This window comes from Streptomyces sp. NPDC046939, from assembly GCF_040644575.1.
GTDB lineage: Bacteria > Actinomycetota > Actinomycetes > Streptomycetales > Streptomycetaceae > Streptomyces.
In genome coordinates this window covers 139835-160342 of sequence record NZ_JBEYWV010000008.1, presented here as the reverse complement: position 1 = coordinate 160342, position 20508 = coordinate 139835, and the positions used below count along the sequence as shown (strand labels likewise).

22 protein-coding genes are annotated in these 20508 nt (G+C 73.2%); 10 read left to right on the top strand and 12 right to left on the bottom strand.

Annotated features, from left to right (window positions below; all coding sequences use genetic code 11):
* The first annotated feature begins 139 nt into the window (after positions 1-139).
* From ABZ877_RS11485 to ABZ877_RS11475, 3 genes are all read left to right on the top strand, one after another.
* On the top strand, positions 140-1678 hold the full coding sequence (locus tag ABZ877_RS11485; RefSeq protein ID WP_361068078.1) for a S8 family serine peptidase: 1539 nt from the start codon (positions 140-142) through the stop codon (positions 1676-1678).
* Between the two features lie 59 nt (positions 1679-1737).
* The gene (locus tag ABZ877_RS11480; protein WP_361068382.1) at positions 1738-3195 is read left to right on the top strand and encodes a S8 family serine peptidase; all 1458 of its coding nucleotides are present in this window, start codon (positions 1738-1740) and stop codon (positions 3193-3195) included.
* Positions 3196-3279: 84 nt separating this feature from the next.
* Positions 3280-4638 carry a CoA transferase gene (locus ABZ877_RS11475; protein ID WP_361068075.1) on the top strand — a complete coding sequence of 453 codons (1359 nt, stop codon included), beginning with the start codon at positions 3280-3282 and terminating at the stop codon, positions 4636-4638.
* A 15-nt stretch (positions 4639-4653) separates the two neighbouring features.
* Here the strand turns inward: ABZ877_RS11475 and ABZ877_RS11470 are convergent, their stop codons facing one another.
* The 7 genes from ABZ877_RS11470 to ABZ877_RS11440 all read right to left on the bottom strand — a co-directional run bounded on the left by ABZ877_RS11470 (position 4654) and on the right by ABZ877_RS11440 (position 11598).
* Positions 4654-5697, bottom strand: coding sequence for a zinc-dependent alcohol dehydrogenase family protein (locus ABZ877_RS11470; protein WP_361068072.1), 1044 nt, complete (start codon positions 5695-5697; stop codon positions 4654-4656).
* 21 nt (positions 5698-5718) lie between these two features.
* Complete coding sequence (locus ABZ877_RS11465; protein WP_361068069.1) at positions 5719-6393, bottom strand: lysoplasmalogenase; 675 nt, start codon at positions 6391-6393, stop codon at positions 5719-5721.
* Positions 6390-7274 carry a sterol desaturase family protein gene (locus ABZ877_RS11460; RefSeq protein WP_361068066.1) on the bottom strand — a complete coding sequence of 295 codons (885 nt, stop codon included), beginning with the start codon at positions 7272-7274 and terminating at the stop codon, positions 6390-6392. Before ABZ877_RS11460 ends, ABZ877_RS11465 begins: the two co-directional genes overlap by 4 nt.
* A gap of 104 nt (positions 7275-7378) precedes the next feature.
* On the bottom strand, positions 7379-8614 hold the full coding sequence (locus ABZ877_RS11455) for an amidohydrolase family protein (protein WP_361068063.1): 1236 nt from the start codon (positions 8612-8614) through the stop codon (positions 7379-7381).
* Positions 8611-9903: an amidohydrolase family protein gene (locus ABZ877_RS11450; protein WP_361068060.1), complete on the bottom strand. Its 1293-nt coding sequence runs from the start codon at positions 9901-9903 to the stop codon at positions 8611-8613. The genes ABZ877_RS11455 and ABZ877_RS11450 overlap by 4 nt, the downstream gene beginning before the upstream one ends.
* A 13-nt stretch (positions 9904-9916) precedes the next feature.
* Positions 9917-10801, bottom strand: coding sequence for an SDR family NAD(P)-dependent oxidoreductase (locus tag ABZ877_RS11445; RefSeq protein WP_361068057.1), 885 nt, complete (start codon positions 10799-10801; stop codon positions 9917-9919).
* Positions 10801-11598 carry an acetoacetate decarboxylase family protein gene (locus ABZ877_RS11440; RefSeq protein WP_361068054.1) on the bottom strand — a complete coding sequence of 266 codons (798 nt, stop codon included), beginning with the start codon at positions 11596-11598 and terminating at the stop codon, positions 10801-10803. The genes ABZ877_RS11445 and ABZ877_RS11440 overlap by 1 nt, the downstream gene beginning before the upstream one ends.
* Before the next feature lie 162 nt (positions 11599-11760).
* Between ABZ877_RS11440 and ABZ877_RS11435 the strand changes: the two genes are divergently transcribed.
* The 6 genes from ABZ877_RS11435 (at position 11761) to ABZ877_RS11410 (ending at position 17272) form a co-directional block, all read left to right on the top strand.
* Complete coding sequence (locus ABZ877_RS11435; protein WP_361068051.1) at positions 11761-12399, top strand: TetR/AcrR family transcriptional regulator; 639 nt, start codon at positions 11761-11763, stop codon at positions 12397-12399.
* A gap of 67 nt (positions 12400-12466) precedes the next feature.
* Positions 12467-13471 carry a DEDDh family exonuclease gene (locus tag ABZ877_RS11430; RefSeq protein WP_361068048.1) on the top strand — a complete coding sequence of 335 codons (1005 nt, stop codon included), beginning with the start codon at positions 12467-12469 and terminating at the stop codon, positions 13469-13471.
* A 63-nt stretch (positions 13472-13534) separates the two neighbouring features.
* On the top strand, positions 13535-13768 hold the full coding sequence (locus ABZ877_RS11425) for a hypothetical protein (RefSeq protein WP_361068045.1): 234 nt from the start codon (positions 13535-13537) through the stop codon (positions 13766-13768).
* A 78-nt stretch (positions 13769-13846) separates the two neighbouring features.
* Entirely contained in the window at positions 13847-14644 is a 798-nt protein-coding gene (locus tag ABZ877_RS11420; protein ID WP_361068042.1) for an SURF1 family protein, read from the top strand.
* Between the two features lie 73 nt (positions 14645-14717).
* Positions 14718-16511, top strand: a complete 1794-nt coding sequence (locus tag ABZ877_RS11415) for a glycoside hydrolase family 15 protein (protein WP_361068039.1) — start codon at positions 14718-14720, stop codon at positions 16509-16511.
* Between the two features lie 5 nt (positions 16512-16516).
* Positions 16517-17272 carry an SDR family oxidoreductase gene (locus ABZ877_RS11410; RefSeq protein WP_361068036.1) on the top strand — a complete coding sequence of 252 codons (756 nt, stop codon included), beginning with the start codon at positions 16517-16519 and terminating at the stop codon, positions 17270-17272.
* A gap of 68 nt (positions 17273-17340) precedes the next feature.
* Here ABZ877_RS11410 and amaP read toward each other — a convergent pair whose 3' ends face one another.
* The 5 genes from amaP to ABZ877_RS11385 are packed head-to-tail and all read right to left on the bottom strand — an operon-like array spanning position 17341 to position 19609.
* Positions 17341-17919 (bottom strand): alkaline shock response membrane anchor protein AmaP, encoded by a 579-nt coding sequence (amaP, locus tag ABZ877_RS11405; protein WP_361068033.1) that lies wholly within the window; start codon positions 17917-17919, stop codon positions 17341-17343.
* 4 nt (positions 17920-17923) lie between these two features.
* Positions 17924-18568 (bottom strand): DUF6286 domain-containing protein, encoded by a 645-nt coding sequence (locus ABZ877_RS11400; RefSeq protein ID WP_361068030.1) that lies wholly within the window; start codon positions 18566-18568, stop codon positions 17924-17926.
* Positions 18565-18906 carry a hypothetical protein gene (locus ABZ877_RS11395; protein ID WP_361068027.1) on the bottom strand — a complete coding sequence of 114 codons (342 nt, stop codon included), beginning with the start codon at positions 18904-18906 and terminating at the stop codon, positions 18565-18567. Before ABZ877_RS11395 ends, ABZ877_RS11400 begins: the two co-directional genes overlap by 4 nt.
* 3 nt (positions 18907-18909) lie before the next feature.
* Positions 18910-19095: a hypothetical protein gene (locus ABZ877_RS11390; protein WP_361068024.1), complete on the bottom strand. Its 186-nt coding sequence runs from the start codon at positions 19093-19095 to the stop codon at positions 18910-18912.
* Between the two features lie 40 nt (positions 19096-19135).
* Positions 19136-19609, bottom strand: a complete 474-nt coding sequence (locus ABZ877_RS11385) for an Asp23/Gls24 family envelope stress response protein (RefSeq protein WP_361068021.1) — start codon at positions 19607-19609, stop codon at positions 19136-19138.
* A 109-nt stretch (positions 19610-19718) separates the two neighbouring features.
* On the opposite strand from ABZ877_RS11385, the gene ABZ877_RS11380 reads away from it, so the two are divergent.
* On the top strand, positions 19719-20453 hold the full coding sequence (locus tag ABZ877_RS11380) for a nucleopolyhedrovirus P10 family protein (protein WP_361068019.1): 735 nt from the start codon (positions 19719-19721) through the stop codon (positions 20451-20453).
* The last annotated feature ends 55 nt before the right edge of the window (positions 20454-20508 follow it).

Genomic DNA, 20508 nt, shown 5'->3' with positions numbered 1-20508 from the left:
ATTTCTTTCGGAACCCGTTGCTGACCTGCGTCGACCGGGATACGTTCGCACCGCAACACGCGTCATGTACCTGCCCGAGCACCACATGTGTTCGGGCTTTCCGTATGCACCGAATACGCCCGGATGATGTGGAGACCCCATGGCTCATCTGCCCGCCAGACGCCGCCGCCTCGCCCTCGCCCTGCCGATCGGCATCGCGCTGACGGCCTCCTTCGGCTTCCTGCCGTCCGCGTCCGCCGCGCCCGCGGACTCGACCGTCGCGACGGCGGCTTCGGCGGACGAGGCGGCGTCGCTCGCGTACGTGGTGAACACCCGCGGCACCGACGCCCGCACCCTCGCCTCCGTCGGCAAGGCGATACGCGCGGCCGGCGGCTCCATAGTCGAGACGTACGGGAAGATAGGCGTCTTCGTCGTCCACTCCTCCAACCCCGACTTCGGCAAGCAGATCCGCGGGGCCAAGGGTGTGGCGACGGCGGGCGCGACCAGGACGGCTCCGCTCACCCCGGCCGGCACCACCGACGAGGGCGCCGTGCAGAAGCTCTCGAAGGCCGAGGCGAAGGCGCTGGCCGCGAAGGCCCCGGCGGCCCAGGAGCCTCTCGAGGCCGACCAGTGGGACCTGCGGGCCATCGGCGCCGACAAGGCCGCGCAGATCAACCCGGGCAGCCGGAACGTCACCGTCGGTGTCATCGACACCGGCGTCGACGACACCCACCCCGACCTCACCGCGAACTTCTCCGCGTCCCAGTCGGCGAGCTGCGTCGGCGGCAAGGCGGACACCTCGCCGGGCGCCTGGCGGCCCGCGAACCCCGACCACTACCACGGCACGCACGTCGCCGGTGAGATCGCCGCCCCGCGCAACGGGATCGGCGTCGCGGGCGTCGCGCCCGGCGTGAAGGTCGCGGGCATCAAGGTGGCCGACCCGGTCAGCGAGCTGTTCTACCCGGAGAGCGTCGTCTGCGCCTTCGTGTTCGCCGCCGACCACGGCATCGAGATCACCAACAACAGCTACTACGTGGACCCGTGGCAGTACAACTGCCTGGGCGACCCCGACCAGCGGGCCATCGTCGACGCGGTGAACCGGGCCCAGCTCTACGCCACCAAGAAGGGCACCCTGAGCTTCGCCTCCGCGGGCAACTCCAACCACGACCTGGACGCCGACGCGATCCTGGACGACTCCAGCCCGGACGACTCGACCCCGGTGAACCGCACGATCGACCCGCACACCTGCCTGGACATCCCGACGCAGCTCCCGGGCGTCGTCACGGTCAGCTCGACCGGCGTCACCAAGGCCAAGGCGTACTACTCGTCGTACGGCAACGGAGTCATCGACATCGCGGCGCCCGGCGGCGACAAGTACAAGATCCCGGCGGACACCCCGTCGAAGAACGGCCGCATCCTCTCCACGCTGCCCGGCGGCCAGTACGGCTGGCTCCAGGGCACGTCGATGGCGTCGCCGCACGCCGCCGGTGTCGCCGCGCTCCTGAAGTCGACGCACCCGAAGGCGTCCCCCGCGCAGCTCCAGGCGCTGCTGAAGGCGCAGGCCGACGAGGAGGTCTGCCCGGCGTCGTACGACGGTGACGGCGACGGTGTCGTGGACGCGGTCTGCGAGGGCGGCAAGCAGCGCAACGGCTTCTACGGCTACGGCATCGTCGACGCCCTCAAGGCGGTGAAGAAGTGACGGCACCGCGCCTGAGCAAGCGCCTCCTGCGCACCCTCGCCGTCCCGGCCGGTCTCGCCATGGCGGGCGCGCTCGCGGTCGTGCCGGACGCGGGCGCCGCGGAGGCGTCCGTCAAGGCGGACGGCCCGGAACTCAGCTACGTGGTCAACGTGCGGCCCGGGCACGGGAACGCGGTCCGCGCCGAGCGGGCCGTCGGCAAGGCGGGCGGCAGCGTCGTCATCGCGTACGACAAGATCGGCGTCCTCGTCGTCCACTCCAAGAACCCGGACTTCGCGAGGACGATCCGTACCGTGAAGGGCGTCCAGTCGGCCGGGGCCACGCGCACCGCGCCGCTGGCCGCGCAGTCCAGCGACGACCTCGCCACCGAGCAGGTCCTGACGGCCGCCGAGGCGAAGAAGGCGGCCGGGCGGGCGACGGCGGGGCAGGACCCGCTGGAGCCGTTGCAGTGGGACCTGCCCGCCATGAAGGCGGACCGGGCCCACGAGAAGTCGCTGGGCAGCCCGAAGGTGACCGTCGGCGTCCTCGACTCGGGCGTGGACGACACCCACCCGGACATCGCGCCGAACTTCGACCGGCAGGCGTCGGCGAGCTGCCTGGGCGGCGTGCCCGTGCAGAAGGACAACGCCTGGCGCCCCGTCGCCGGTGAGTCCGACCACGGCATGCACGTGGCGGGCACCATCGCCGCCGCGAAGAACGGCGTCGGCGTCACCGGGGTCGCGCCCGGCGTGAAGGTGGCGAGCCTGAAGGTGGCCGAGCCCGCGACCGGCATGTACTACACGGAGGCCGTCGTCTGCGGCTTCATGTGGGCCGCCGACCACGGCGTTGACGTCACCAACTCCAGCTACTACACCGACCCGTGGCTGTTCAACTGCAAGACGGACGCCGACCAGAAGGCGCTCGTCACGGCGGTCCAGCGGGCATCCCAGTACGCGGAGCGCAAGGGCGCGGTGAACGTCGCCGCGGCGGGCAACGCCTCGACCGACCTCGCGCAGGACGAGATCGTCGACGACTCCTCGCCGGACGACTCCACGCCCGTACCGCGCACGGTGAGGACGAAGGACTGCATCGACATCCCGTCGCAGCTCCCCGGCGTCGTCACCGTCTCGGCGACCGGCGCCAAGGGCATCAAGGCGTCGTACTCGAACTGGGGCAGGAACGTCATCGACATCGCGGCGCCCGGCGGCGACAGCACTGCCTACCAGACGCCCGCTCCCCCGGCGACCAGCGGCCTGATCCTGTCGACGCTGCCGGGCGGCAAGTACGGCTACAAGGCGGGTACGTCGATGGCGTCGCCGCACGTCGCGGGCGTCGCGGCCCTGATCAAGTCGACGCACCTCAAGGCGTCGGCGGCGCAGGTCAAGGCGCTGCTCTACCGGCAGGCCGACGCGACGCCGTGCACGAACCCGTACGACATCGACGGGGACGGCACGGTCGACGCGGTCTGCGAGGGCGGCAAGAACAAGAACAGCTTCTACGGGGTCGGCACCGCGGACGCGCTGGACGCCGTGACCAAGTAACGGAAACCGCATCGCGGTTGAGCGGGGCGGGGCCGGTCGGCCCCGCCCCGCTCGGTCGTCCGGGCCGTCCGGCATAGTGCGGGCATGACGCACGCACCCGGTACCGCGACCGCTTGGGAAGCGCTCGGCGGTGACCCCGCCCTGCTGTCCCACATCTCGTACCACGCGCGCGTGGGGGCGTTGCCCGCGCGCCTTCCCGTGCTCGAACTGGCCCGCGCCTGCGTGGGCGCGTGCGCGCTCGCGGGCGCGGAGTGGGCCGCCACGCGCGCGGGGCGCCCCGTCCCCGAGGTCCAGGTCGACGACGGCGCCCTCGCGACCGCCTTCGTCAGCGAGCGGCATCTGCGCGTCGACGGCCGGGCGGCGACCACGTTCGCGCCCTTGTCGCGTTTCTGGCGTGCCCAGGACGGCTGGCTGCGCACGCACGCGAACTATCCGCACCACCGGGCGCGGCTGTGCGCGGCGCTGGGCGTCGGCGCGGACGCGACCGTGGAGGAGGTGGCGGAGCTGCTCGCCGGGCGGTCGGCGGCCGAGGTGGAGGAGACGGTGTACGCGGCAGGGGGCCTGGCCGTCGCGCTGCGTACGCCCGGGCAGTGGGCGGCGCATCCGCAGGGCGCGGCGGTCGCGGAGCGGCCCTTGGTGGAGAGGGACCGCCTCGACGACGCGGCACCGCCTGCCCGTTCTGCCGCGCGCCCGCGCGTCCTGGACCTCACCCGGGTCATCGCGGGCCCGGTCGCCACCCGCACGCTCGCCCTGCTCGGCGCCGACGTGCTGCGGGTGGACCCGCCGCAGCTGCCGGAGGCCCCGGACGCGCACGCCGACACCGGGTTCGGGAAGCGCTCGGCCCGGCTCGACCTGACGACCGGCGCGGACCGGCGGACCTTCGAGGAGCTGCTCGACGGCGCCGATGTCGTGATCACCGGGTACCGGCCGGGCGCGCTCGACCGGTTCGGGCTGTCCCCCGAGGCGCTCGTCGCACGGCGCCCGGGGCTCGTCGTCGCGTCCCTGTCGGCCTGGGGCGCGTACGGCCCCTGGGCCGGGCGGCGCGGCTTCGACAGCCTCGTGCAGGTGGCGACCGGCGTCGCGGCGGTCGAGGGCGTGCCGGAACAACCGGGCGCGCTGCCCGCGCAGGCTCTCGACCACGGCACGGGCTATCTGCTGGCGGCGGGGGTGCTGCGGGCGCTCACCGATCAGGCGCGTGAGGGCGGTTCGCGGGTGCTGCGCTGCGCGCTGGCCCGGACCGCGCACTGGCTGGTCCACGAGGTGCGGCCGGAACCGCGCGCCGCGCGGGGCGAGCCCGTGGACCCCGCGCCCTGGCTGGCCGAGACCGACAGCGCCCTCGGCCGGCTCCGGTACGCGCGGTCGCCGGTGGCGTTCACCGGCGGCCCCGCGGACTGGGCGCGGCCGCCGGGACGCTGGGGCACGGACGCGCCCGTGTGGGCGTGAGCGAGGCGTACGGTCCTAGTTGGTGACCATGACCTTGAGGGCGGTGCGCTCGTCCATCGCCTTGTAGCCGCCGGGCACGCCCTCGACGTCGACGGTCATGTCGAAGACCGGCGAGGGGTCGATCGTGCCGTCCAGGACGTCGGGCAGCAGCTCGGGGATGTAGGCGCGGACGGGCGCGACGCCGCCGCGCAGGGCGATGTTCCGGCCGAACATGACGCCGAGGTCGAGCCCGGTGGAGCTGCCGTGCGGGACGCCGACGTAGCCGATGGCGCCGCCCGGGCGGGTGATGTCCACGGCCGTCCGCATGGACTGCTCGGTGCCGACGGCCTCGATCACGGAGTGCGCGCCCCGGCCACCGGTCAGCTCGCGGACCGCCTCGACGGCGGCCTCGCCGCGCTCGGCGACGACGTCGGTGGCGCCGAAGCGGCGCGCGATGTCGGTGCGCGCCTCGTGGCGGCCGAGCGCGATGATCCGCTCGGCGCCGAGCCGCTTGGCCGCGAGGACACCGCACAGGCCGACCGCGCCGTCCCCGACGACGGCGACCGTGCCGCCCTCGCGGACGCCCGCGCCGACGGCCGCGTGGTGGCCGGTGCCCATCACGTCGGAGAGCGTGAGCAGAGCGGCGAGCAGCCGCTCGTCGGAGGCCGCGTCTGCGGGCAGGCCGACCAGGGTGCCGTCGGCGAAGGGCACGCGGACGGCCTCGCCCTGGCCGCCGTCGTAGCCGACCGCGCCCCAGAAGCCGCCGTGCTCGCAGGACGTGGTCAGGCCCTCGCGGCAGAAGTCGCACACGCCGTCCGACCACATGAAGGGCGCGACGACGAGGTCACCGCGGCGCACCGTGGACACCTCGGAGCCGGTCTCCTCGACGATGCCGAGGAACTCGTGCCCGATGCGCTGCCCCGGCTGCCGTGCCGCCTCGCCCCGGTAGGCCCACAGGTCGCTGCCGCAGATGCAAGCGCGCAGCACGCGCACGACGGCGTCGGTGGGCAGGGTCACGACGGGGTCCGGGACGTCCTCCACCCGCAGGTCGAACGGGGCGTGGATGGTGGTGGCGCGCATGAGGAGGTTCCTTTGTGCAGGTCAAAGCGGGGTGCGCCGGATTGCGGCACGCTTTTCACGGTACGCCTCACCAGGCTCGTCGCGCGCACCGAGCACCCCCTGTACCAGCAGGTACTGCGCCGCCGCATAGGTGAGCATCACCCAGAAGTCGGGGCGTGGCAGCGCGGGCCAGTCGGCCACCCCCATGGCGATGAGCGAGTCGGAGAGCAGGAAGAGCGCGCCGCCCACGCCCGCGACCGGGCCGAGCCGCGACGCGCCGTACGCCATCGCGGTGAGCAGCACGCTGTACGCGGCGACGGGGCCGCGCAGGTCCGCGGGCAGCCCGGGCCAGAGCGCGGCGACCGTGGCGACGAGCGCGGCGCAGTAGGCGGCGCCGAGCAGGCGGCCACGCGCGCGTGGCGCCCCGTGGCGCCGGAAGAGCACGAGGTAGCAGACGTGCCCGGCGGCGAAGCAGCCCATCCCGGCGAGGAACGCGGCGTCCTCGTCGAACAGGAGTAGCACGTCGCCGCCCCAGCCGCACAGGAGCGCGGCGCACAGCAGCCGGGGCCCGCCGCGTGCGACGACGTACGCCACGAGGACGGGCATGAGGAGCGGCTTGGCGAGGGCGTGCGCGGCACCGGATCCGGCGAGGAGCGCGCCGAGGTCGGCGGCGCAGAGGGTGAGGAAGGCGGTGCGCAGGGCCCGTGGCAGGGTCACGCGGCGCCCTCGGGCACTTTCTGCGGCGGGTTCGGCGCGCCGGCCGGCGCGGGCTGCCAGCCCGGTCCGCGGAAGATCCGCCCGGCCAGCTCGCGCCAACTGCTCGCCGCTTTCAGGTCCCTGGCGATGGCGACGTACTCATGGGTGGCGACGCGCAGCGGGTTGTACGTGTCGATGTTCTTGGTCAGTCCGAACACCGGCCGCTCCTCCTCGGCGACCCACGAGCCGAAGAGGCGGTCCCAGACGATGAGGATGCCGCCGAAGTTCCGGTCCAGGTAGCCGCCTTGCGAGGCGTGGTGGACGCGGTGGTGGGAGGGCGTGTTGAAGACGAACTCGAAGGGGCGCCACAGCTTGTCGATGCGTTCGGTGTGGATCCAGAACTGGTAGACGAGGTTGGCCGAGGAGCAGAACGCGAGCGCCGCCGGGTGCACGCCGCAGGCGATGAGCGGCAGATAGAACGGCCAGACGGTGAGGCTCGTCCAGGGCTGGCGCAGGGCGGTCGACAGGTTGAACTTGCGGCTGGAGTGGTGCACGACGTGGCAGGCCCACAGGATGCGGATGACGTGGTGCCCGCGGTGCGACCAGTAGTAGAAGAAGTCCTGCCCGAGCAGCATGAGCGGGACCGTCCACCACAGGACGGGCACGCGCAGCGGGGTGAGTTCGTAGACCGCCGCGTAGATCGCGACGATGGGGATCTTCCACAGGAAGTCGAAGACCAGGCTTCCCAGGCCCATGGTGATGCTGGTGGCCGCGTCCTTGGCCTCGTATCCGGCGGCGTCCTCGTCGGGGTGGATCCGCACGCTGACGATCTCGACGATCGTGAGCAGCACGAAGGCGGGTATCGACCACAGCACGACATCGGGCAGGTTCGGCGACGACATGCGTGCACGGTACGGGCGGGTGCCGGGCCCCGGCTAGGGGTTGTTACCGACAAGTATTACCGGCGGTAGGCCCGGACCCGCCAGGGCGCGGCTCCCGTACGTCATCACCACACCCGGACCGAACCCCCCGGCGCGAACACCGGGCTGGTGGCGTCGGCCGGTGGCTCCTTCAGTGGTTCGGCGATCTCCGCGACCGTCGGGCCCACGCGCGCGGCGACCGGGTCGAGGAGGGCGAGGTCGAAGCCGTAGACGCGGGCCGCGTTGCCGCCGACCATCGCCGCGACCTCCTCGCGCGGCAGGCCCGCGTAGGCGATGCGCAGGCCCTCGCGGCTGTAGGGGTACGTGCCCTCGTCGTGCGGGTAGTCGCTGCCCCACATGATCTTGTCGAGGCCGATGCGGTCGCGCAGCGGCACCTCGTGCGGGCGCATGAAGCTGGCGCCGACGAAGCAGTTCTCGCGCCATACGGTGGACGGGCCCTTGCCCATCGAATCGGCGAGGCCGGCGCCGAACTTGGACTCCGCCGTGCTCGCCCTGGACGCCGCCGCGACGAGCCGCCCGTGGTAGTAGTCCAGCATGTCGAGCACGCCAGGGATCCATCCGGAGCCCTGCTCGGTGAGGACCAGCTTCAGGTCCGGGTGCTTGCGGAAGGCGCCGCCGAAGACCAGGTGCCACAGGGCGCGGTGGGAGAACCAGGTCGTCTCCACCATGAAGACGGCGCGGGCCGCCGGTTCGTCGCCGAGCGGCGGGGACGCCGAGCCCGCGTGGTGGTTGACGGGGACGCCCAGCTCGGCGCAGACGCGCCAGATCGGATCGTACGCCGACGAGTACAGCTCGGGGAGTCCGGATCCTGGCGGGGTGCCGGGCAGCAGCACGCCGCCCGTCAGGCCCGCTTGAGCCGCCCATCGGATCTCCTGCACCGCCTCGTCCACGTCGTTGAGGAGGATCTGGAAGACGCCCGCCCTGCGCCCCGGCGCGGCGGCGCAGAAGTCCGCGAGCCACCGGTTGTGGGCGCGCAGGCCCGCCCAGCGCTGGGTGAACTCCGCGCGCGTGGGCGCCGGTGCCATCAGCGAGGCCGACGGGAAGAACGGCGGGACGGTGTTGGGGAAGACGACCTCGGCGACGATGCCGTCGCCCTCCAGCTCCTCGATGCGGCGCGCGGAGTTCCAGTTGCGGTCGGCGGTGTCGGCGAGCAGGTCCTCGTAGGGGTTGACGTAGGTGGCGGCCCAGGCGTCGAAGTCGTCGTGGTGGGCGCGGTCCAGGTACGGCTTGTAGTCGAGGAGGTCGGCGCCCGCATGGCAGTCCGCGGAGATCACCGTGTAGCGGTCGGGCGGTGTGGTCACGGGGTCACCCCCAGGGTCGGGAAGTCGTGGTCGGTCAGCCAGTGCCGGCCCACGTCGCGCGAGCGCGCCCAGGACGCCTCGACGGCGCTCTGGTCGGTGTCCTGGCCGAGGTCGGCGGGGGCCGGGCCGATCCGGGCGGCGAGCGGGGCGAGCGCGGCGGTGTCGAAGCCGAAGACCTCGGCGGCGGCGAGGCCGAGCATCCGGCGGGTCTCGGCGACGGGGATGTCGTGGAAGGTCCTTCGCAGCCACGCGCGCGTGTCGGGCCAGGTGCCCTCGGGGTGCGGGAAGTCGCTGCCCCAGAGGATGTTGTCGACGCCGATCTCGTAGCGCTGGGCGAGTTCGCGGCGTTTGGTGTTGGTCGCGCAGATGAACACCTGCCGGTCCAGGTACTCGTGCGGGGGCCGCTTGAGTTCGGCGAACGGGGAGAGCTTCTTGCCGCCGTGGGCGCCCAGGTAGAGGCGGTCCATGAACCAGAGCAGGTTCGGCAGCCACCAGCAGCCGGACTCGGCGACGCCGAACCTCAGGCCCGGATGGCGTTCGAAGACGCCGGACCACAGCAGGAACCAGAGCGGGCGCGCGGGCCACCATGTGACCTCGCTGACGTAGATGCCGAGGTGGTCGCCGTACTCGTGGCGCGGGGCCGCCCCCGAGTGGGTCACGACCGGCATCGCGCACTCGGCCGCCGCCGCCCACACGGGGTCGTAGCGGCTCGCGTGGTACGGCTCCTTGTCGACCCACATGGACGGGATCATCAGCGCGCCGAGCCCCGACTCCTTGGCGCGGTGGATCTCGGCCACGACCTTGTCGGGGTCGGCCGTGATGGGCAGCAGGGCCACGCCGCAGTGTCGCTCCGGGTGCTGCCCGACGAACTCGGCGAGCCACCGGTTGTGGGCCTGTGCGCCCGCCATGCCGAGGTCGGGGTCCTGGTCGCCGGAGAGGCCGAGGCCGACGCCGAAGGGGGCCGCCGTCCGGCTGTCGACGGCGTCCGCGTCGGGGAAGACGACCTCGGCGGCGACCCCGTCGCCGTCCAGCTCCTTGAGGCGCTGGGTCGCGTCCCAGCCGCCGCGCAGGCCCTCCTCGTGGTCGGCGAACCACTTCGCGGCGAAGGCGTCGTTGCGGATGCCGAGCCGGGTCGCCTCCTCGCGGCGGGCGTCGCGCTCGCCGAGGAAGTCGTCGAAGGCGCGGTGGAAGCGGCGCTCCAGGTAGGGCCGGTACTCCTCGGTGGGCAGTCCGGCGTGGCAGTCGGAGGAGATGATCAGGTACGGGTCGTCGGTCCGCTGAGCCGTCATCGCGGGTCACCCCTCAGTCGAGAATGAAGCTCTCCAGGTACGCCGGGTCCGCCCGGTCCAGCATCGATCGCGCCCTCGCCCTGATCTGCCGGTCGCTGTGCTCGCTCGCGGGCAGCAGCCAGAACCGGTCCGCCGCGATGCCCTCGGCGACGAGGTCCGCCACCTCCTCGACCGGCGTGAACGCGACCTCCTTCCCGGCCTCCTTCATCGCCGCCTCCCACTGGTCGAGGCTGCGGTAGGGCGTGCGGCGGGGGCGCTCCTTGGCGTACCGGGCGGGCCGGTTGCGGTGCGACTCCCACAGTCCGGTGCGCAGCATGTGGGGTCCCGGGAAGAGCACCGACGCGCCCACGCGCGCGTGCTCCGCCTTCAGGTGCGCGTACGGCGACTCGGTCATGGTGACGACGGCCGCCTTGGTGACGGCGTACACGGACGCGGTGGGCAGCGGCGCGATCCCGCCGTCGCCGGAGGAGGTGTTGACGACGTGTCCCGGCTCGCCGGAGGCGATCATGCGGGGCACGAACGCCTGGATGCCGTGGAAGACGCCCCACACGTTGACGGCGAACGCCCACGCCCAGTCGCTGGGTTCGTGCTCCCACATGCGGCCCTCGGCGCCCGAGCCGACGCCCGCATTGTTGCACAGCACATGGCAGGCGCCGAACGTCGCGTACGTGTCCTCGGCGAGCGCCATGACCTCCTCGCGCTCGCCGACGTCGACCACGCGCGCGTGCACCGTCGCCCCGTCCGCCCGCAGTCCCTCGGCGGCGCTCTCCAGGGCGCGCTCCTCCACGTCGGCGAGGACGACCCTGAGGCCGTCCGCCGCGAACCGGCGCGCCATGGCGAGCCCGATGCCGCTCGCCGCGCCCGTGACGACGGCGACCTGCCCCGCCTCCAGGCGCATCAGACGCTCCCCACGGGCGGCCCGTCGAGGATCTGGAGCGGGTCGTCGTAGCGCTGGTGGAGGTACGGGAGCAATGCCTGGCCGTCGACGCGTTCGACGACCCGGCCCTGCTGGTCGGTGGTCCTCTCACCGAGGGTGATCTCCACCAGGGTGCGCACGCCCAGGTCGGCGACCGGGTCGTACATGGACTCGCGGAGCACCACGTCGCCGGTGACCCGCTCCAGCTTCCTGACCTTCTCGTTGCGTACGCAGTGCACCAGGACGGGGTCGGCGTCGAACCCCGAACCGTCCACCGCGGGAAGGAACTTGAAGTAGAAGTCCGTCTTCCGCGTCGGCTCCGGCACGGGCAGGGTCTCGCTGACCGCACCCCGCACCTCCACGAACGCGATGCCGTGCCGGGCGAGGGCGGCCCGCACCACGAGCCCGTCGCGCTCCACCGTGACGTCGCCGAGCTTCTTCGGCTCCCCGAACACCTCGCGGCCGCCGGTCAGGGCCCGCTCGTGCGTCATCGGCATGACGAGCGGATACCAGCCCGCCACCCCGGCGTGCTCGGCGGCGACCGCGACGGAGCCCGCGCCGAGCGGGTAGCCCGGCAGCTCGACCTTGCTGATGCTCACTCGTACGAGCGGGCGCCCGGCGGGCTTCAGCGGCGGCGGGAGCACCGCCGCCACCGTGTCCGGGTCGGACTCCCACACGGCGACCACGCCGGTGGACCAGATGTCGGGGAGCCTGCCGCTCGCCGTGCGCGCGGCGGCGATCTCCGCCTCGGTGCGCGCTCCGTACCGTACGCGTGCCATGTCGTACCGCCCTTCGTCCGTGACGTGCGGGGGTCGTTCGCGTGGCGCATCGAGCACGGCCTCGCGGGCCGCCGGTTCTGTAACACAGTTACACCGGCGGCGATGAAGGGTAAAGACACGCGCACCGGTCATGAGGCGCGCGGACGCGAAGGGGGCGATCCGGTGTCCCGCCCACCGCTCACCCGCGACGAGGTCCTCACCGCCGCCGCGCACCTGGTCAAGCGGCACGGCCCGGACGCCCTGACGATGCGCAGGCTCGCGGCCGACCTCGGCACGGCGGTCACCTCGATCTACTGGCACGTCGGCAACCGCGAGTCGCTGCTCGACGCGCTGGTGGAGCGCACGGTCGCCGACCTCGGCGAGATCCGGCCGCGCGGGGCGACGCCGCACGCGCGCGTGGTCTCCGTCGCGCGGGCGCTGCGCCGTCAGTTGCGCGCTCATCCGCACCTGGTGGCGATGGTCCACGAGCGCGGCCTGACCGAGCGCATGTTCCTGCCCGCGCAACAGGCGCTGGTGCGCGAGGTGCACGCGGCCGGGCTGCGCGGGGTCCGCGCGGCCGACGCCGTGCGCGCGGTGCAGTTCCTGGTCGTCGGGCACGTCCTGGTCGAGCGGAACCGGGAGCGGTCCCCCGTCCAGCGGCCGGGCGAAGGGGACTTGTGGGGCGAACAAGCCGAAAAGGACACGGCGCCCGGGAGTGACCGGGCGCTCGCCAGGGCGCTCGCCGCGCCGGTCGATCCGGAGCGCGTCTTCACCACCTCCGTGAGCGCCCTGGTGAAGTCGCTGCTCGCGGCCGGAACCTGACGAGGGCTCCGGCGCACGGGCCGGGCGGCGACCGCGGTGTCAGTCGCGGGCCGTATCCTCAGGGACCATGCTCGAAGACCGCCCGACCGCATCGTCCGCCGCAGCCGACTGGCCGACCGCGTACCCCGAGGGATACGCGGTCGTCGACGTCGAGACCACCGGCCTGTCCCGGGACGACCGGATCATCTCGGCCGCCGTCTACCGGCTCGACGCGCAGGGCGTGGTCGAGGACCACTGGTACACGCTGGTCAACCCCGAGCGCGACCCGGGCCCGGTGTGGATACACGGTCTGACGAGCGAGATGCTCTCCGGCGCCCCGCTGTTCCCGGAGATCGCGGAGGAGTTCGCGGCGCGCCTGGAGGGCCGCGTCCTGGTCGCGCACAACGCGGTCTTCGACTGGTCGATGATCGCCCGCGAGTACGCGCGGGCGAAGCGCACCGCCCCGGTCCGCCAGCGCCTGTGCACCATCGCGCTCTCCAAGGAGCTGGGGCTGCCGCTGCCCAACCACAAGCTGGAGTCGCTGGCCGCGCACTTCGGCGTCGTACAGCAGCGCGCGCACCACGCCCTCGACGACGCGCGCGTGCTCGCGGAGGCGTTCCTGCCGAGCCTGCGCGCGGCGGCCGCGGGGAAGGTGCGGCTGCCGCTCCTGGAGTGCCGTCCGCTCACGGAGTGGTCGGAGCCCGCGGTGCCGCGCCAGCCGAGCGGCTCGTACGGCTCGCCGTACCGGGGCGGCGGCGCGGGCGGCTGGCGTCCGTCCCGGAAGCGGCCGGCGTGCCCGTACCCGAACCCCGGCCGTTACGAACCGGGCAAACCGCTCAAGCAGGGCATGAGGGTGGCGTTCTCCGGGGACACCTCGGTCGACCGGGAGCTCCTGGAGGACCGGGCGGTCGAGGCGGGGCTGCACGTGGCGACGAGCCTGTCGCGGCTGACGAGCCTCCTGGTGACCAATGACCCGGACTCGTACACCTCCAAGGCCGTGAAGGCGAAGCAGTACGGAACGCCGGTCATGGACGAGGCGGCGTTCGGGCAACTGCTCCAGTCGGTGGAGCCCGCGGACGCGACAGACGGGTGATTGCGGGGCGACTCGCCCGGCAGTCACTCGCCCGGCGCCACCGCGCGGCCCACCCTGTGGCGCATGGCACGTTGTGAAGTCTGCGGAAACGACTACGGCATGACCTTTGAGGTGCACGCGCAGGGAGCGGTGCACGTCTTCGACTGCTTCTCCTGCGCGATCCACCGCATGGCGCCGATCTGCGAGCACTGCCGGTGCCGCATCATCGGGCAGGGCGTCGAGGTCGACGGACACTGGTTCTGCGGGGCGCACTGCTCCCGCGCGGAGGGGAAGGTGGGCATCGTCGACAGCGTCTGACCCCGGCCTTCGCCACTCCCGCCCCAATCGGACGCACCCCCCTGAAACCACCCCATGCCCGAGCGGTACGGTCATGGGGTGTACCGCTTCCTGTTGACCCGGCAGTGGGTGATCCTCACCCTGGTCGCCCTCGTCCTCATCCCCACGATGATCCGGCTGGGCATCTGGCAGATGCACCGCCACGACGAGCGCGCCCACCGGAACCAGCTGGTCACGGACGCGCTGTCGGCCGATCCCGTGCCCGTGCAGAGCCTCACCTCCCCCGGCCACAAGGTCACCAGCGCCGAGCGGTACCACGCGGTGACGGCGAAGGGCCGCTTCGACACCGACGACGAGGTCGTCGTGCGCCGCCGCGTCAACTCCGACGACGAGGTGGGCTACCACGTCCTGACCCCGTTCGTGCTGACCGACGGCAAGGTCGTGCTCGTCAACCGCGGCTGGATCCCGGCGGACGGGCCGAGCCAGACCGCCTTCCCCAGGATCCCCGCCCCGCCGCGCGGCGAGATCACCGTCACCGGCCGCCTGATGCCCGACGAGACCACCGAGGCCAGCGGCATCAAGGACCTCAAGGGCCTGCCCGACCGGCAGATCATGCTGGTCAACAGCGAGGAACAGGCCCAGCGGCTGCACCGCGAGGTGCTCGGCGGCTACCTCGCCCAGACCGCCCCCGAACCCAAGGGCGACACCCCGGAGCTGATCGGCAAGCCCGGCCAGGAGGACGCCGCGCTGAACTTCGCGTACGCCTACCAGTGGTGGCTGTTCGCCGCGGCCGTACCGGTCGGCTGGGTGGTCCTGCTCCGCCGCGAGCTGCGCGACCGCCGCAAGAAGGAGGAGTCCGAGGGCGAAGCGCGGGAGACGACGCCCGCCGCCGTCTGAGCCGCCCCGGCCGCGCTCACTCACCCGGTCGCGACCTGGATTGCCGCACGGCGGCTCCGGGAACGCGGACCGCGTGCACCCACATATCGAGGACTACGCCCTCATCGGCGACGAACAGACCGCGGCCCTCGTCGGCAAGGACGGCTCCGTCGACTGGCTCTGTCTGCCCCGCTTCGACTCCCCCGCCTGCTTCGCCGCGCTCCTCGGCGACGAGGAGAACGGCCACTGGCGCCTCGCTCCCAAGGGTGCGGGCGACTGCACGCGCCGCTCGTACCGGCCCGGCACCCTCGTCCTGGACACCGAATGGGAGACGGACGAGGGCCACATCCGGATCACCGACTTCATGCCGCAGCGCGACAAGGCACCCGACCTCGTCCGGATCGTCGAGGGCATCAGCGGCCGCGTCACCGTCCGCGGCACCCTGCGCCTGCGCTTCGACTACGGCAACGTGGTGCCCTGGGTGCGGCGCTGCGACGGACACCGGGTGGCCGTCGCCGGACCGGACGCGGCATGGCTGCGCAGCGAGCCCGAGGTGCACACGTGGGGCGAGTCCTTCGGCACCCACTCCGAGTTCACCGTGGAGGCGGGCGAGACCGTCGCCTTCGTCCTCACCTGGCACCCCTCGCACCACCACCGCCCCAAGCTGATCGACCCGCACAAGGCGCTGCGGCACAGCATCGCGGACTGGGAGGCGTGGGCGGACCGCTGCCGCTACGACGGACCGCACCGCGAGGCCGTGCTCCGCTCCCTGCTCACCCTGAAGGCGCTCACCTACGCGCCGACCGGCGGCATGGTCGCGGCCCCCACCACCTCGCTCCCGGAGGAGATCGGCGGCGTACGGAACTGGGACTACCGCTACTGCTGGCTGCGCGACTCCACCATGACCCTGAACGCGCTCGTCCGGGCCGGCTACCTCGACGAGGCCGAGGCGTGGCGCGACTGGCTCGTGCGCGCCGCCGCCGGTGACCCCGCGAAGCTCCAGATCATGTACGGGCTCGCGGGCGAGCGGCGGCTGCCCGAGGAGGAACTGGGCTGGCTCGACGGGTTCCGCGGCTCGAGCCCCGTACGCACCGGGAACGACGCGGTGCGGCAGTTGCAGCTCGACGTGTACGGGGAGGTCGTCGACTCGCTCCACCTGGCACGGCGGTACGGGCTGCGGGACAAGCCGCACGTGTGGAGACTCCAACTGGCGCTGCTCGACTTCCTCCAGGAGGCGTGGCGCGAGCCCGACGAGGGGCTGTGGGAGGTGCGCGGGCCGCGCCGCCACTTCGTCCACTCCAAGGTCATGGCCTGGGTCGCCGTCGACCGCACCGTACGCGCCCTGGAGGACGACCCGAGCCTGCCCGGCGACCTCGGCCGGCTGCGCGAGCTGCGGGACACCATCCACGCGGAGGTGTGCGAGCGCGGCTACGACGCCGAGCGCGGCACCTTCACCCAGTACTACGGCTCGACGGAACTGGACGCGGCGACGCTGCTCATCCCGCGCGTGGGGTTCCTGCCGGCCGACGACCCGCGCGTCATCGGCACCGTGGACGCGGTCCGCGACGAACTCGCCCAGGACGGCTTCGTCCGCCGCTACAGCACCGATCGCACCACCGTCGACGGCCTGCCGGGCGACGAGGGCGCCTTCCTCGTCTGCTCGTTCTGGCTGGCGGACGCGCTGCACATGACCGGGCGCACGAAGGAGGCCCGCGAGCTGTTCGAGCGGCTGTGCGCGCTCCGCAACGACGTGGGCCTGCTCGCCGAGGAGTACGACCCGGCGGCGGGCCACCAGCTCGGCAACTTCCCGCAGGCGTTCAGCCACATCGGCCTGGTGACCACGGCCCTGACCCTGTTCGGCACCGGCGACGCGGCAGAGGCAGGATAGGGGCCATGGATCTTGGACTGAAGGACCGTGTCTACGTCGTCACCGGCGCCACCCGTGGCCTCGGCAACGCCGCCGCCCGCGAACTCGTCGCCGACGGCGCGAAGGTCGTCATCACCGGACGCGACGAGCAGAAGGCCAAGGACGCGGCGGCCGACCTCGGCCCGAACGCCGTCGGCATCGGCGTCGACAACGCCGACCCGCACGTCGCGGAGCAGGTCATCGCCGCCGCGCGGGAGCACTTCGGCTCCTTCGACGGCATCCTCGTCAGCGTGGGCGGACCCGCGGCCGGCTTCGTCGCCGACAACACGGACGAGCAGTGGCAGTCCGCGTTCGAGTCGGTGTTCCTCGGCGCGGTGCGGCTCGCGCGCGCCGCGGCGGCCGAGCTCGGCGAGGGCGGCGTCATCGGCTTCGTGCTCTCCGGCTCCGTGCACGAGCCGATCCCCGGCCTGACCATCTCCAACGGGCTGCGCCCCGGGCTCGCCGGGTTCGCCAAGTCCCTCGCCGACGAGCTGGGCCCGCGCGGCATCCGCGTCGTCGGCCTCCTCCCGGCCCGCATCGACACCGACCGCGTGCGCGAGCTGGACGCCCTGTCCGCCGACCCGCAGGCGACCCGGGTGGCCAACGAGTCGCGGATCCCGCTGCGGCGCTACGGCACCCCGGCCGAGTTCGGCAAGGCCGCCGCGTTCTTCCTGTCACCGGCCGCGTCGTACCTGACGGGCGTGATGCTGCCGGTGGACGGCGGGGCCAGGCACGGCTTCTGAGCAGCAGCAAGGAGCACACAAGGGTGCGGGGCGACCGGAGGGCCACCCCGCACTTGCTTCCGCGTCGCCTAATTCACGCGCTCCGCGCGGTGCTTGACCGCCCGCAGCCGTACCTCGGCCGGGAGCGCGTCGAGCCCCGCCGACCGCTTGGCCTGCGCCAGCGTGTCGTCGCCGAGCCGCCGCAGCGCCTCGCCGGGCGTGGCGTGCGGGGCCAGGGTGAGGCTCGCGCGCGCCTTGGGCGCGGACCGGCGGCCGGTCAGGACCGCGCCCGCGTGCTCCACGCCGTCCAGCGACTCGGCCCCGTCGACCAGGACGCTCTCCAGGGCGCGTCCGCGCAGCCGGGCGCCCTCGCCGTCCCCGGTGTCGACGAGCACCTCGGAGAGGCGGTGGCGCCGCAACTGGGCGACGAGCCACCACAGCGCGAGCAGCAGCAGGACGGCGAGCGCGGCGATGACCACCGGCCACCACCAGCCCTCGTCGCGCCAGCGGTTCCGGTCGGCGGCGCTGAGCAGCACGTCCTTGCGGCCGTCGTGGATCCACCAGGACGGCGGCTTCACGCCGAGGCCGACGGCGAGCACCGAGCCGCCGACGATCACCAAGGCGATGCCGAGCAGCGCGAGCACGATCCGGTTCACTGTTCTCAGCACGCCGTCATCCCTTCTTGCCGGGGCGCGCCACGCGCACGGAGAGCCGCGGGTCGTGGCTGAGCCCGAGACCCCGGACGCTGTCGCCCAGCGCGGCGTCCAGGTCGCCCCGTACCTCGTCGAGTTCACGGAAGTGGGAGACCGCCCGCACCTTCGCCTTGGCGCGCTTGACGCGGACCTTGACGGACTGCACGCCGGGCACCTCCATCGCCCGGTCGCGCAGCACCATCGCGGCGGCGTCCCGGTGCAGGCCCGCCCGTACCTCGGGGTGGACGCGGCGCATCGGCAGCATCCCGCGCAGTCCCGGGGTGAGCGCGAGCAGGAACAGCCAGAGCCCGAGCGCTGCGGCGACGCCCGCGCCGATCAGGACGGCGGTGTCGTCCAGCGGGCGTTCGGCCAGCTCACGGGCGAGAGTGCGGCGCCATTGCATGCCGGGGCGTCCGGCCCGTACGGAGGCGATGTCGTAGAGCAGGATGCCGATCCCGCCGAGGAGGACGAGCGCGGCGAGGGTCGCCGGGACGCGGCGGGCCGACCAGAAGCGGCCGGTCCGCTTGCCGCGCTCCGGCGGACGCGTCTCGGCGGCCTCCTGCCGCTCGCCCGTGTCGCTCCCGGCGCGCTCGGCGACAGGCAGCCGCTGAGTGGGTTCGCTCACCGGATCCTCCCGCGGTCCGCGCCCGTGCGCTCCGGATGCAGCCGTTCGACCTGCACGGCCACCTCAGGCACCTCCATGCCCGCCAACGTCCTTACCCGGTCGGCCACTTGGCGCCGTACGGCACCGCACTGGCCGCCGATGTCCGCGGGGTAGCCCAGCTCCAGGCTGATGCGGACCCGGGCGGTGCCGTGGTGCACGGCGACCGTGGCGTGCGGCGGCGAGCCGTCGGCCGGGACGGTGTCCAGCGCCTCTCGTGCCGCGTACGCGGCGATCTTCGCGACGACCCGGTCGGCGATCCGGGTCGCGCCGCGTTCGGCGGACGCGACCTGTGTCGCCACGGGTCACCGCCGCCGGTCGCCGCGCGTGCGGAAGAACTCGCCGGGCTGAAGATCCCCCTCGAGGAACCGTCCGGCGATGAAGCCGATGGCGCCGAGCGCCGCCACCAGCAGGAAGGCCCCGAAGCCGCCGAAGTATCCGGCGAACGCGAGGGCCATGCCGGCGATCATGCCGACCACGGCCATGTTCATCGTGTGCTCCTCTTGCCCGCGCGGCGGGCGGATGCGGGTCTCACTGGAGCTTCGACTCCGGCTCGTCGTCCTCCTCGTCCGGCAGCTTCACGTCGCTGACGGCGATGTTCACCTCGACGACCTCGAGCCCTGTCATGCGCTCGACGGCCACGACGACGTTCTCCCGGACGGCGCGCGCGGTGTCCGCGATCGAGACGCCGTACTCGACGACGATCTCCAGGTCGAGGGCGGTCTGCACCTCGCCGACCTCGGCCTTCACGCCGCGCGTCACGGACTTGCCGCCACCGGGCACCCGGTCGCGCACGGCGCCGAAGGTACGGGAGAGGCCGCTGCCCATCGCGTGGACGCCGTCCACGTCACGGGCGGCGAGACCGGCGATCTTCTCTACGACGCCGTCGGCGATGGTGGTCCGGCCCCGGCTGCCCGGGTCGCCGCCGCCCCGCTTCGCCACGTTGGTCCGCGCGGCGGCCGCCGCCGTCGCTCCGCCCGGCTGCTGGTGCGTGGTCTCGCTCATCGAGCCGTCCCCTCTTCTTTGAGGTGTGATCTCGGTGGAGTGTGCTTTCTTTTGCCCACATTAAGTGCGGTTACCCCGTCTCGCGCCCGGGATGGGGCAGCCTGGGGGAATGACGGTAGATCGATGGGCACAGGCGGTACGGCACCAGCTCGGCATCGGCAGGCTCGTGCCGTTGGGCGGACCGGGTGACGGGGCGTGGATCGCGGAGTCGGCGGCACGGGACGTGCTGCGTGTCGCGGTGGCGCCGGTGCGCGGGGTGCGTCTGGGTTCGTTGCGCCTGGAACAGGCCGATCCCGAAGGGACGTACGAGGCTGCGGTGCCGGCCCCGCCGGGCGCGCTGCCGCCGGGGCCGCTGCGGATCGTGGCGGAGTGCGCGGCGGCGGCCGACGAGCCGCTGCCGGTGGTCACGACACGACTGCGGATGACGCTCGCGCGTGCGGCGGGTGATGAACTGGGCCTGGTGGTGGAGGCGGTGGACCTTCAGGTGACGGAGTTGCTCGAGGCAGGCTCCGAGCGGCCCGCCGCGCCGGAGCCGGCCCCTGACGAACCGTCGGAGCCGCGCCCGCTCTCCGGTGACGAGGCGCGCGCGGCCCAGGCGGCGCGGTCCGTGCCCGGCGTGACCGCGCTGACGGGCGCCCTCGGCGGCATGAGCCGCGCGGTCCACATCGAGGAGCACGATGCGGCGCCGGGTGCGCTGCCGCGCCGCCACGTCCGGGTGGAACTCGCGGTATCGGCCCGCTCCCGCACCCTGGACGTGGCCCGCCAGGTCCGCCGCGCGGTGACAACGGCCTTCCCGGACGCACCGACGGTCGCGGTCCTGGTCACCGCCGTCACCCGGCCGTAGCGACAACGGTCGCGGTCCGGGAACACAGCACGGGGGCGCCGGGCCTTGCCGAGGC